This window comes from Clostridium intestinale DSM 6191, assembly GCF_900130055.1.
Classification (GTDB): Bacteria; Bacillota; Clostridia; order Clostridiales; family Clostridiaceae; genus Clostridium_T; species Clostridium_T intestinale.
This window is the reverse complement of record NZ_FQXU01000007.1, coordinates 45,024-57,583: the sequence shown is the minus strand read 5'-3', so window position 1 is coordinate 57,583 and position 12,560 is coordinate 45,024. Positions and strand designations below refer to the sequence as shown.

Genomic DNA, 12,560 nt, shown 5'->3' with positions numbered 1-12,560 from the left:
ACATTTACATAGGATTGTCTAAATATGTTTATCTGTCCTAAACTTCTCTAAGGCTTTAACGATATCACCGTGAATCAAAGTGTTAACTTTTTCTATAATGGAAGAGGGATTTTCTCTCATACCTTTAGAAATCCATTCAAGCATAAGCCCTACAAAAGCATATTTATAGAAGTTTGCAATAAAAGCTTTATCATCCTCCCTTACAGGTATGCCAGAAGCTTTTTCTTCAATGACACCAATTAAAAGAGTGTAAGTTTCATTATAAAGAAAATTTTCTAGATGTTCTCTGTTTAAAGAATGATAAGTATTTATAACAAAGTTATTATTTTCATATACATACTTAAAAATTTCATTAAAACCTTGCTGCCAAGTATCATAGGTTTTTTTGTTGCCTAAAGCTCTTGAAGCTTCACTAGTATAAATCCATTCAACAAGATCATATATGTCTTTAAAGTGATAATAGAAGGTTTGTCTATTAACTTCACAATCGTTTGTGATATCTATAACAGTAATCTTATCTAAAGTTTTTTCAGCTAAAAGTTTCTTAAGAGATGAGGCAAGAGCCTTTTTAGTGGTTTGTGCCATAAATCTTCCTCCAAATACAAATTTCCTAATATAATAATAACCTAAGATTTTAAACTTAGGGCATAATAATGTTAGTATAAGTTTAAAGTTAACAAAAATTTGAAAAGTATAGTTTTTATCTAACTGAGTATTTAACATAAATGAGTAAATAGAAATGCTACAATGATATTATTGTAAATAAACCACTATAGGAACTATTAATTTAGATGTTATTTTTATATAGATATGTTAAAATACAATATATTATAGAAATTCTAGAATATCACATAGAAGGATTTAATAAAACTTGGAGGCGAACCAATTTAATGGGGGAAAATAATAAAAATCTTAATGAAATGTTAGTAGAATTAAAAAAGAATAAATATAAATTTGAGGAAGATACTATTGAGTTCGCCCATGAAGTATATTCCTTATGTGTAAAGGAAAAACATGAAAAGGGCATGGCTTTTGTACTAAATTTTTTAGGAAGAGCTTACTCTGATATGAGTAAATATGAAAAAGCTATGGAATATTTATTTACTTCTATTAGAATTGCACGAAAACATGGGATAAATGATATACAAGTAAGATCACATATAAATATAGGCAATGTTTATTTTGATATGGGGGAATATGAAAAAAGCTTTGAACACTATAATTCAGCGAAGAATCTTGCGCCAAATCTCAAAGAAGGAAACAATTATTATGAAGATTCTAGTTTTGAGTTATACGCAGCAAAAATTTATAACAATATGGGGGAAGTATACAGAGAAGTTAAATGTTATGAAGAAGCTTTAATGAACTATAATAAAGCATTAGATTTTTATAATAATATGGAGTATAAGGATACATTAGGAATAGGGATAGTGTATACCAATTTAGGAAATATAGAATATCAGATTGGTAACTATAACAAAGCCCTTGAATATTTAAATAAATCCTACAAGTATTTAACTAATAATGAATACAAAATTTCTATTGTTGAAGCTTGTGGCTTATTAGCATTAGTTTATGAAAAGCTTCGAGATTACGAAAAGTGTGAGGAATATTTTTCAGAAGCTTTTTCTATAGCAGATGAAATTGACTATGCCTATATTAAAATAGAAGTTCTTATGGATTATAGTAATTTTCTTGAAAATATAGGTAAATGTGATTTGGCAATTGAAACCTTAGTTGAATTATATAAAATCTCAATAGAAAATAGACTTTATGCAAAAACCATGGAAATATGCAAAAGAGTTATAAGACTATATGAAAAAATAGAAGATATTCATAATGCAAATAAATATTATAAACTATATTTTGAAAATGAAAAAATGCTAGAGCCAATAGAGTTAGAAAATAGAGCAAAAAATTTAAGAATAAAGATTAAGGTAGATAATCTTGAAAATGAAAATAAAAGTATAACAGAAAAAAATGAAAACTTTAAAAGAAGAGCAGATGAACTAGTAGAAATTATAAAAAATATTTCAATTATAAGTGAATTAGGAGAAAAGATTACAACAACATTAGATTTAGATAAAATATTCGAAATGATTTATGATACAATCAAGGTTTTTATGAAAGCTAATACCTTTGGGATTGGTATATATAATGAGGAAAAAAGAAAAATCAAATATCACTATTATATAGAAAATAAAGCTAAAATAAAAGTTAGTGAAACTGATTTTAATAATAGTTCAAGCATGGCTGTAAAATGTTTAAAAGAAAATAAAATTATAGTAATTAACGACATGGTAAATGAGTATTTAAACTATATAGAAGATGTAAATTATATTAATAATAAAGATAATGAAGAACTTAATTCAGCTATATTTTGTCCATTAATAATAGATAATGACATAATAGGAGTACTTACAGTACAGGCAAATGAAAAAGACTCCTTTACAATGCTTAAAGTTGAGATGATAAAAGCACTTTCTTCATATGCAGCAATAGCAATAAATAATGCAATTAAATCAAAAAGTTTATTCATTGAAGTTGAAGAAAGAAGAAAGGTTCAAAAGCAGCTAGAAGCTACAAATAATAAACTAAAGTACTTATCGGAATATGATGGATTAAGCAATATACCAAACAGACGTAAGTTTGACTTTGTAATTGGTGATGAATGGGAGAGAGCTAAAAAGAAGGGGAATAGTATATCTATAATAGTTTTTGATATAGACTGTTTTAAGCAGTACAATGACAATTATGGACATACAGAAGGGGATAAGTGTATTATAACCATAAGCAATGAACTTAGAAAGTCTTTAATTAAGGATTATTTTGCTGCAAGATATGGTGGAGATGAGTTTGTTATTATACTTCCAAACACAGAATTAGAAGAAGCAATAAACTTTGCTGAAGGTTTTAGAAAAAATGTAGAGAATTTAGGACTAGTTCACGAATTTTCTAGGGCGTCTAACTTTGTAACTGTGACTTTAGGGGTATCCTCTGTAGTACCAAATGATTATTTAGCGTATATTGAGCTTATAAAAAAATCAGATGAAGCACTATATGAAGCAAAGGAAAAAGGACGAAATAAAGTAGTTGGATTACTTTTAGAAAATAAATAAGTTTTTAGATAACTATGGTAATATTAAAAACACGTCTTGGGCGTGTTTTTAACATTTATCAATCTACATAGCTAAAGTCAAAAAAACTATGTAGATTGATAAATAATAACAGGAAAAATTATTACATATTATTACACAATTCTACCAATTATTGTTGTTTTTTAACTTGAACTTTGGTAGAATTTTATTTAGTCAATAATTTAACTTAATTTTTTATAAAAAGACCTGCTTTATGTAGGTCTATTTTTAAGAGATAAAATAATATATTAGAGGTGGTTTTTTGTTAAAATTATTTGATAGATTTGTCAAATATTTAAGGAAAAATACAGAGGATAAAATTAATAAATACCTAGATAAACACATGATAAACCCTATTAGCGAGTCACTAAAAATAGCACTTTTTTATGGAATTGTTAGTAGCTTATGGATTTTGACTTCTGATGAGATTTTAATTAGAATTTCAGGAAGTATTGAGAGATATAAAATCCTGCAAACCTATAAAGGTTTAATATTTATATTTATTACTACGCTAGTAATATTTCATTTAGTATTCATTAGAATGAAGGTATTAGGTAAGGTTTTAAATAAAATTGGAACTAGTTATGATGAATTGAGCACTGCACATGAAGAACTAATAGCACTTGAAGAAGAACTTAGAGAACAATTTATTAAGTTACAAGAAAATAAAGATGCCCTTTATAAAAGCGAGCAAAGATATGGACTTGCCGTTGAAGGGGCAGATTGCGGTATATGGGATTGGGATTTAATAGAAAATCAAGTGTATTTTTCAGCTTTGTGGAAAAGTTATCTTGGATATGAAGATCATGAGATAAAAAATACATATACTGAATGGGTAAATCTTCTTCACCCTGAGGAAAGAGATGAAGTAACACTTAAAATCACTAACTATACTTTATCAAAAGAAGGCTCCTATGAAAATACATACAGAATGAGATGCAAAAATGGTGAATATAAATGGATATTTAGTAAGGGGAAAGCTATAAGAAATGAAGAAGGAAAAGTAATAAGAATTGCAGGATCTCATACAGATATTACTGAAAAGAAGTTATTAGAGGACAAAATTAGCTCTATGGCATATATTGATAAGCTGACAGAACTTCCTAATAGACTTTTATTTGAGGAAAAAGTAAGTGAATTAATTGAAGTAAAAAAACTTACAGATGAAGGTTTTGCATTAATATATATGGATATAGATAACTTTAAACATATAAACGACATGTTAGGACATGAATTTGGAGACTTACTTTTAAAATCTATAGCTAATATTTTAAAAGATTTTATTAAATACCCTAACTTTGTAGCAAGATCTGGTGGAGATGAATTTGCTATAATTTTTGATAACATTAAAGATAGAAAAAGTGTAGTAAATGAAGTTGAGAGGTTATTAAAAGAGCTTAGAAGAAGCTGGAGTATAAATAGTCAAGATTTTTATGTTTCTTACAGCGTAGGTATATCTGTTTATCCAGAGCACGGAATAAATCTCTCTTCGCTATTTAAAAGTGCAGATATTGCAATGTATTATGTTAAAAAAGGAATGAAAGATAACTACTGCTTCTATTCATTAGAAATAGAAAATAAAAACTTGAACTTGATTAAAAAAGTCAACTATTTAAGACAGGCAATAAAGAAAAAAGAGTTTTATCTTCTGTATCAGCCAATAATAGATTTAAATAGTGGGGAAGTAATTGGGGGAGAGGCATTAATAAGGTGGAATCATCCGATTATTGGGAATATACCACCTATGGAATTTATACCTTTAGCTGAGGAAAGTGGCTTAATAAATGATATTGATAAATGGGTATTAGAAACTGTTTTAATACATAAAAAAGAATGGAAAGAAAAATTAAATTCTAATATAAAAATATCTATAAATATGTCAGGAAAAAAGGTTACAAGTGATAAGGTAATAAACGAAATAAGAAATTTACTAAATGAAAGGAATATAAATCCTAAAGAGATACAATTTGAAGTTACAGAAACCTCTATAATGGATGATTTAGAGCATTCAACTTATATTTTAAGGAAAATAAAAGAGCTTGGAATAGGTATAGCCCTTGACGATTTTGGTACAGGATACTCTTCATTAACCTATCTAAAAAAACTACCTATAGATATAGTGAAATTAGATAGAGAGTTTATAAAAAACGTTATAAACAAAGAAAGTGATTTAGTAATAGTTGAGCATATTATTAATCTTATACATGATTTAAATTTAGAGATTGTGGCAGAAGGAATTGAAATAGAAGAACAACGTTTGATTTTAAGAGAGAGAAAATGTAACTATGGGCAAGGTTATCTATTTAGTAAACCAATAGCCAAGGAAGAATTTGAGAAACTGATAGCTTCAAAAGAAAATAACTAGAATATTCGGAGGAGGACTCTATGCTCCAAATAGATAAGCGTAATATGGATTTTATAAAAGATAATCCTAATATTGTAGAAAACTTATATGATACTTTAAGAATAGTTGACCCTATTAAGAAAAAAGTTCTTCAATATAATGAAGGGATTTTTATAGAAAAAGGAGAATCTTGTTTTAGTGAACGAAATAAAAAAACGGTATGTGATAATTGTATTTCTATGAGAGCATTGATTAGCAATAGCACTTGTATGAAGATAGAAAATATTGAAGATAAAACTTACATAATTTCTGCAATTCCTACTAATATGAATGGGAAAAAGGTTGTAGTTGAACTGATTAAGGATGTAACTAATAGCCTTTTTTATTCAAGTAGTGTTAAAGAAGAGGATTGTACAGTTAATAATATACTTGAAGATATGAAAAAAATAGCTATAGAAGATAAACTAACAGGATTACATAACAGAAGATTTATAGATGAAAGACTTCCTAATGATTTAAATTATTGTATTAGTAGTGGAAAACCTATATCTATGATGATGATTGACTTAGATTATTTTAAAAATATAAATGATAACTTTGGTCATATTAATGGAGATATTGTACTTAAGAAAATCTCAAAAATATTAAAAGGATGCTTAAGGAATGATACAGATTGGATAGCAAGATACGGTGGAGAAGAATTCCTAGTATGTTTTCCAGGGGTGGAAAATTATGCGGCTATAAAAATAGCTCAGAGAATGAGAGGGAAAATAAACAAAACAAAAATTAAACTTAGTGATAATGAAATCATAAAAATTACTGCATCCATAGGGATATGTACAGTTAAGAATGAAAACACTACAGTAGAGGAAATCTTAAAATGTGCTGATAATAAGTTATACGAAGCCAAAAATAGTGGAAGAGATAAAATTGTTTATTAAGGTTAATAAATTTAAATTTTAAGAAAGGGATGAATTAGATAAAGATTCATCCCTTTTAATTTATTTGTTTTTTTAATCAGCTTAAATATTAAATATCATAGTGGTATAATATGGTTAAAGACTACTATTATATTAATACAATATAGGAGATGAATAAAATGTGGATTGTGGTAGCTTTATTTTCTCTTCTTACAATAGTTCTTTTTTCTGGTAAAGGAGGATTTTTAATAGCTGGTTATAATACAGCAAGTAAAGAAGAGAGAGCAAAATATAATGAAAAGAAATTAGGATATGTTATGGGATCTGGTATGGGTGTTATTACTATTATATTAGCTATTCCTGCAATTTTTAAAGAAAATACTCCAAGGATTTTATATTGGCTTATGCCAATTGCCATTATTGCAGTAACTGTAGTTATAATGATACTCTCTAACACCATTTGTAAAGAAAAAATTCCAAGACCTATTGAGGAAGTTAAAGATATAAATACAGGTAAGACTATAAAGTATACACTTATTTTTCTTGTTATCTTATTTGCCTCTATAGGATTTCTTTTAACTACTGGAGATATAAAATTCCATTTAAATGAGGAAAATATTCAGATTGAAGCCTCAGATTGGCCAGATAAGTCTGTTAATTATAAAGAAATTAAATCTATAAAGATAATGGATAATATTGATATAGGGCGAAGAACAAACGGGATGGGAAGCATTAAACTAAACGAAGGACATTTTAGGAACTATCAGTTTGGGGATTATATTCTTTATTCCTACACTAAATGTAAAACTTATATAGTAATGGAAACAGATTCTGGTACTTTAGTAATAAATACTGAAAATAAAAGTGATACTGAGAAGCTCTATGAGGATATTGTTGAGAGAACTGAAATTAATAAATAGGAGGTGCAAGATGATTGATGGGCAAGAACCTATAGCAGTAGAATTCCCTTTAAGGGGAGAATGGCTCTCGCCTAATACTCCTGGGACAAAAATTCCAAGCCATGGAACAGATAAATTAGGAGCAAGATATGCTTGTGACTTTATACAAGTAGATTGGGAAAGAAAAGGGCTGCCTGCTTATAGAGCAAGCTTTTTGAAATACCTTCTTTTAGGTGTTCCATTAAATGAATACTATTGTTGGGGTCAAGAAGTATATGCTCCTTGTGACGGAGTAGTTATTAAAATAGAGGATGGTTATAAAGAAAGAGGGAGAACCAATTTATTTTTTGATATTTTAAGAGCCTATAAAAATGCTCACTACTTCGACCCTATAAAAAATGACATACAATCAGTTGCTGGAAACTATATAATTATAGAAGTTAAAAGTAAGGTATATGCTGCACTAGTACATCTTCAGACTGGATCAATTAGGGTTTCAGCTGGCGAGAGAGTCAAAAAAGGTGAAGTTATTGGTAGAGTTGGTCATTCAGGTAATTCTTTTGCACCTCATCTTCACTTTCAACTTATGGATAGCAGTGACATATCTGCTGCAAATGGCTTGCCTTTTGTGTTTGAAAAATACGAAGTGTTTAAAGAGGGAATATGGAAAAATACAGTTAATTCTATTCCAACAGATAAAGATAGGATAAGGTTTAACTCTTAAATATCACTAATGTTACAATTAGTCTATATTGATATTTTAATTAGTATTACTCATATAAATTTTAATATATGGAGGGTAAATATGATATTTAAGGAGTTTGGAAATAAAGATAAGCCAGTTATCATTTTTCTTCATGGTGGTGGATTGTCCTGGTGGTCATTGAACCCACAAATTGAAGCACTAAAAAATGAGTATTTTATTGTTACACCTATTATTGATGGACATGGTGATGATTGGAATAATACTTTTATAAGCATAAAAAAATCAGCAGAAAGAGTTATTAACTATATAAAAGATAACTGTAATGGAAAAGTTTTTGCAATCTGTGGTCTTTCCATTGGTGCTCAAATTGTTGTAGAAATACTATGGCAAGAAGCTGATATTACAGAGCATGCAGTTATAGAAAGTGCCTTAGTTTATCCTATGAAAATGACAACAAGACTAACTGTACCAATATATAATCTGTGTTATGGGCTAATTAAAAAAAGATGGTATGCAAAATTACAGGCTAAGACATTAAATGTACCAGAAGAATTATTTGAATCCTATTATATAGACAGCTCACGAATGACAAAAGAATCTCTAATCAATATTACGAAAAGTAATGGTGACTATTCAATATCTCCGACATTATGCAATACAAAAGCAAAAACATTAATACTGGTTGGAGAAAAAGAATTATCTATTATGAAAAAGTCTGCTAAACTACTTCATGACACTATAAAAGGTAGTTCTTTAAAAGTTATTGAGAAAAGTGGTCATGGGGAAATTAGTTTAATTCATGCAGATAGGTACATTGACTTAATAAAATGTTTTTTTGAGAATACTACAAATTAATGGAACTCCTTTGGGGTTCCATTAAAATTATCTAATTATTTTGAATCTCTTTGAGAAAAATAATTATACTATATTGACATCATTACTACTGAGTGATACTATATAGTGGTAGTAAGTAATACTTAATACAAGTGATACTATATAGTGAAGAGGTGATTTATCTGGATAACATTACGGAAATGTTAAAAGGTGTATTGGAAGGCTGTGTTCTTGAAATCATCAGTCATGAGGAGACATATGGGTATGAGATTACTAGAAGTCTCAATGCTCTTGGATTTTCAGATGTTGTAGACGGCACAGTTTATACAATATTAGTGAGACTTGAGAAAAATAAATTAGTGGAAATCACAAAAAAAACATCAGATATGGGACCACCTAGAAAGTTTTTCACCCTAAATGATGCAGGACGTGAGGAGTTAAAGAAGTTCTGGGAAAAATGGGAGTTCGTATCATCAAGAATTAATGAGTTAAAGGAGAGAAGGTAATGAATCTTTGGGATAAAATCACAGGAAATGATATGACTAAAGAATTGAAAACTTTTGAAGCAAAAGTAAAAAAGATGCCAAATGATTATCAAGAGGTTTGGGAAAAAATTAATGAAAATCTTTGGGAGTATTCAGATTTTACAGGAAGAAATCTAATGCCAATTCTTGATGGGGTGATTGGTATGCTTGAAGAAGCTGCAGCAGAGGGCCAGAGTGTAGAGGAAGTTTTGGGTGACGATATTAAAGGTTTCTGTTCAGCGTTAGTTGGAGAAGAAGGGGCAAAGTCCTTTCGTGATAAATGGCGCAAGCAACTCAATAATAATATAGCCAAAAAGTTAGGTAAATAGGAGGGTAAAATGAGAATACAAGATATTATAGAAGGCAAAAAAGAATGGCGTGCACATGTAGCTTGTGTCAAAGGGCTACCCAAAGATTATCAGATTGTTTATAAAGAAATTGAAAAATATCTATTTAAAGTAGGGCCAGTTGAACTAACAGATGGGATAAGTTTACTCTCTGGAATTGTAGATCTTTTTGAAGAGGGAGCAACTCTAGGAAAAGGTGTATTAGAAGTGACTGGAAGTGATGTAGCTGCCTTTTGCGATGAGCTAATTAAAGATTCAAAAACATACTTTGACATATATCAAGAATCTACCAACCAACAAGTTAACAAGGCCATAAAAAAGGCTACTGATAAAACAAAATAAAAGGATGATATTAGATTGAACAAATATGAATGGATACTATGTCCGGTATGTAGCAGTAAAACACGGGTCAAGATAGGTGTTGATACGATACTTGAAAACTTCCCCCTATTTTGTCCCAAATGTAAGCAGGAAACGATAATCAATGCAAAACTATTGAATATATCAGTTATCAAAGAGCCAGACGCTAAGACGTAGAGCCGATAACCGTGAGTGAAATCACCGTTGTTGGTTCTTTTTTTATTACACAGACTAAAAGGAGGAAAAAGAAAATGAAGAAAAATATCATACAAATTAAAGGGTTAAAGAAATCTTACAAAGATGTAGAAGTGCTTAAAGGAGTAGATTTTGAAGTAGAAACGGGAGGTATATTTGCATTGTTAGGTTCCAATGGAGCTGGAAAAACAACAATGATTAGAATCATGGCTACTTTACTTAAAGCTGATGAAGGAAGTATTGTAATAAATGGTTTTGATATTGAAAAAAATCCAGCAGAGATTAGAGCATCTATCAGTCTTACTGGTCAATTTGCTGCTATTGATGAAATTTTGACTGGACGTGAAAATCTTCAAATGATAGCAAAGCTTAGACATCTTAAAAATCCAAATCAAGTAGCAGATGAGCTAATTAATCGATTTGGTATGAAAGAGGCAGCAGACAGAAGAGTGGGTACTTACTCTGGAGGGATGAAAAGAAGAATTGATATCTCAATGAGTTTAGTTGGAAATCCAAAGATTATTTTCCTAGATGAGCCAACCACAGGCCTTGATCCAGAAGCACGCTTAGAAGTTTGGAAGATTATAAAAGAGTTATCAGCTGCAGGAACTACAGTATTCTTAACCACTCAATATTTAGAAGAAGCAGAACAACTTGCAGACAAAATAGCTATTCTTCATTGGGGAAAAATCATAGCTCTAGATACACTAGAAGGATTGAAAAAATTATTTCCACCTGCAAAAGTAGAATATGTTGAAAAACAGCCTACATTAGAAGAAATATTCCTAACAATAATTGGCAAAAAGGAGGGGAAATAAATGGAATCTTCAAATAAATATTTTTTAAAAGATATGGGTGTTATGTTTGGACGTTCTATGCGTCACATTTTTAGAAGTATGGACACAATTATTACAGTTTGTATTACACCAATCGCCATGATGCTATTATTCGTTTATGTATTTGGTGGTGCCATCCAAAAAGGTACAGAAAAATATGTTAATTACTTATTACCAGGTATAATGTTAATGACTATTGGAAGCGGAATTGCATATGTAGCCTATCGCTTATTTATGGATAAACAACGTGGCATTTTTGAACGCTTTCACTCTATGCCTATCTCTCGTTCTACAGTACTATGGGGACATGTATTGACCTCATTAATTTCTAATGGAATATCTGTAGTAGTAATTATACTTGTTGCATTATTAATAGGGTTCCGTTCCTCAGCAGGAATCTTAGAATGGTTATCTGTATTTGGAATACTTGGGATCTTTACACTTGCTTTAACTTGGATAGCTGTAATTGCAGGACTTGCTGCTAAAACCCCAGATGGCGCAGGAGCATTCTCTTACCCAATTATATTTTTACCATTTATAAGTTCTGCATTTGTACCAACAGAGACTATGCCGAAAGTAGTGCGTGCCTTTGCAGAAAATCAGCCTGTAACACCTATAGTAGAAGCTATTCGTGATTTGTTAGCAAACCAACCAGTAGGAAATGATATATGGATTGCCCTTACTTGGTGTGTAGCAATAATAGTTGTTGGTTACATCTTTGCAATGAGGCGTTACTCTGCCCTGTAGAAGCTTTGGTTTCATTAAAATCATTATGTCCTATTCAATTATAATATGATAAAAAGGTAAAAAAGGAGTATAATTGACATATGGTAAAAATAGTTTAATAGACCTTTTTAGTAATATAGTAAAAGCAGGTGATTATTATAGAGAAAATGAGAAAAATAGTAAAATCAAAAATGTTTTCCGCCATATATTTTTTGTGTGCAGCAAGTACTCTTATTTATTTTAGAGACTATGATTCTAAATTCACGTCTAAGTTACTTTTTTATTGGCTTATGTTTTCTTTAGCAATTAGAGTGATTGCAGATAAGAAGTGGTTTCAACTAGGTATTTTAGCGCTAATATTATTGCTAGTTAATGTTTATTTATTTTAAAGTAGTACAAGGTATGAAGCTAATTAAAATTATTGAAACTATCTAAAAATCATAAAAGCAAACATTACTGTAATTATAATTAGGGCTATAATTCCAGCAGTACGATTATATTTAATAATATCCTCACTTGGTTCAAGATTGTCTTGCTTAAATTGCCATCGAGAAATATCGAACTCTATTAGTAGAAATACTAGGAAGAATCTCCAAACACTATAAAAATACTGGCGGCTCATACTTGAGACGCCGTATTTTTATAGAGAAAAACCATAAAGTAGAAAAACCATAAAGTAGAAAAACCATAAAGTAGAAAAACCATAAAGTAGAAAAACCATAAAGTAGAAAA

General features: G+C 29.6%; 13 protein-coding genes. 12 read left to right on the top strand and 1 reads right to left on the bottom strand.

Annotated elements, in window-relative coordinates; translation table 11 throughout:
- Nucleotides 1–18: 18 nt before the first annotated feature.
- Nucleotides 19–585, bottom strand: a complete 567-nt coding sequence (locus BUA92_RS11225) for a TetR-like C-terminal domain-containing protein (RefSeq protein ID WP_073019578.1) — start codon at nt 583–585, stop codon at nt 19–21.
- Between the two features lie 305 nt (nt 586–890).
- On the opposite strand from BUA92_RS11225, the gene BUA92_RS11220 reads away from it, so the two are divergent.
- The 12 genes from BUA92_RS11220 to BUA92_RS11165 all read left to right on the top strand — a co-directional run bounded on the left by BUA92_RS11220 (nt 891) and on the right by BUA92_RS11165 (nt 11,849).
- Nucleotides 891–3,119 (top strand): sensor domain-containing diguanylate cyclase, encoded by a 2,229-nt coding sequence (locus BUA92_RS11220; RefSeq protein ID WP_073019576.1) that lies wholly within the window; start codon nt 891–893, stop codon nt 3,117–3,119.
- Between the two features lie 280 nt (nt 3,120–3,399).
- Complete coding sequence (locus BUA92_RS11215; protein ID WP_073019574.1) at nt 3,400–5,502, top strand: bifunctional diguanylate cyclase/phosphodiesterase; 2,103 nt, start codon at nt 3,400–3,402, stop codon at nt 5,500–5,502.
- A 20-nt stretch (nt 5,503–5,522) separates the two neighbouring features.
- Complete coding sequence (locus tag BUA92_RS11210) at nt 5,523–6,422, top strand: GGDEF domain-containing protein (RefSeq protein WP_083553494.1); 900 nt, start codon at nt 5,523–5,525, stop codon at nt 6,420–6,422.
- Nucleotides 6,423–6,580: 158 nt separating this feature from the next.
- Nucleotides 6,581–7,321, top strand: a complete 741-nt coding sequence (locus BUA92_RS11205) for a DUF3784 domain-containing protein (RefSeq protein ID WP_073019572.1) — start codon at nt 6,581–6,583, stop codon at nt 7,319–7,321.
- A gap of 10 nt (nt 7,322–7,331) precedes the next feature.
- Nucleotides 7,332–8,024 (top strand): M23 family metallopeptidase, encoded by a 693-nt coding sequence (locus BUA92_RS11200; RefSeq protein ID WP_073019570.1) that lies wholly within the window; start codon nt 7,332–7,334, stop codon nt 8,022–8,024.
- Nucleotides 8,025–8,105: 81 nt separating this feature from the next.
- On the top strand, nt 8,106–8,861 hold the full coding sequence (locus tag BUA92_RS11195; RefSeq protein WP_073019568.1) for an alpha/beta fold hydrolase: 756 nt from the start codon (nt 8,106–8,108) through the stop codon (nt 8,859–8,861).
- 161 nt (nt 8,862–9,022) lie between these two features.
- Entirely contained in the window at nt 9,023–9,346 is a 324-nt protein-coding gene (locus BUA92_RS11190; RefSeq protein WP_073020055.1) for a PadR family transcriptional regulator, read from the top strand.
- Nucleotides 9,346–9,693, top strand: a complete 348-nt coding sequence (locus tag BUA92_RS11185) for a DUF1048 domain-containing protein (RefSeq protein ID WP_073019566.1) — start codon at nt 9,346–9,348, stop codon at nt 9,691–9,693. Before BUA92_RS11190 ends, BUA92_RS11185 begins: the two co-directional genes overlap by 1 nt.
- 9 nt (nt 9,694–9,702) lie before the next feature.
- Nucleotides 9,703–10,053: a DUF1048 domain-containing protein gene (locus tag BUA92_RS11180; protein WP_073019564.1), complete on the top strand. Its 351-nt coding sequence runs from the start codon at nt 9,703–9,705 to the stop codon at nt 10,051–10,053.
- A gap of 15 nt (nt 10,054–10,068) precedes the next feature.
- The gene (locus BUA92_RS11175) at nt 10,069–10,248 is read left to right on the top strand and encodes a cysteine-rich KTR domain-containing protein (RefSeq protein WP_073019562.1); all 180 of its coding nucleotides are present in this window, start codon (nt 10,069–10,071) and stop codon (nt 10,246–10,248) included.
- Between the two features lie 74 nt (nt 10,249–10,322).
- On the top strand, nt 10,323–11,084 hold the full coding sequence (locus BUA92_RS11170; protein ID WP_073019560.1) for an ABC transporter ATP-binding protein: 762 nt from the start codon (nt 10,323–10,325) through the stop codon (nt 11,082–11,084).
- Nucleotides 11,085–11,849, top strand: coding sequence for an ABC transporter permease (locus BUA92_RS11165; RefSeq protein WP_073019558.1), 765 nt, complete (start codon nt 11,085–11,087; stop codon nt 11,847–11,849).
- Nucleotides 11,850–12,560 lie beyond the last annotated feature (711 nt).

Excerpts from the sequence above, each read along its gene's own strand:
- BUA92_RS11180 (WP_073019564.1), top strand. The coding sequence starts at position 9,703 with ATGAGAATACAAGATATTATAGAAGGCAAAAAAGAATGGCGTGCACAT.
- BUA92_RS11220 (WP_073019576.1), top strand. The coding sequence starts at position 891 with ATGGGGGAAAATAATAAAAATCTTAATGAAATGTTAGTAGAATTAAAA.
- BUA92_RS11165 (WP_073019558.1), top strand. The coding sequence starts at position 11,085 with ATGGAATCTTCAAATAAATATTTTTTAAAAGATATGGGTGTTATGTTT.
- BUA92_RS11170 (WP_073019560.1), top strand. The coding sequence starts at position 10,323 with ATGAAGAAAAATATCATACAAATTAAAGGGTTAAAGAAATCTTACAAA.
- BUA92_RS11185 (WP_073019566.1), top strand. The coding sequence starts at position 9,346 with ATGAATCTTTGGGATAAAATCACAGGAAATGATATGACTAAAGAATTG.
- BUA92_RS11225 (WP_073019578.1), bottom strand. The coding sequence starts at position 585 with ATGGCACAAACCACTAAAAAGGCTCTTGCCTCATCTCTTAAGAAACTT.
- BUA92_RS11205 (WP_073019572.1), top strand. The coding sequence starts at position 6,581 with ATGTGGATTGTGGTAGCTTTATTTTCTCTTCTTACAATAGTTCTTTTT.
- BUA92_RS11210 (WP_083553494.1), top strand. The coding sequence starts at position 5,523 with ATGCTCCAAATAGATAAGCGTAATATGGATTTTATAAAAGATAATCCT.
- BUA92_RS11200 (WP_073019570.1), top strand. The coding sequence starts at position 7,332 with ATGATTGATGGGCAAGAACCTATAGCAGTAGAATTCCCTTTAAGGGGA.
- BUA92_RS11195 (WP_073019568.1), top strand. The coding sequence starts at position 8,106 with ATGATATTTAAGGAGTTTGGAAATAAAGATAAGCCAGTTATCATTTTT.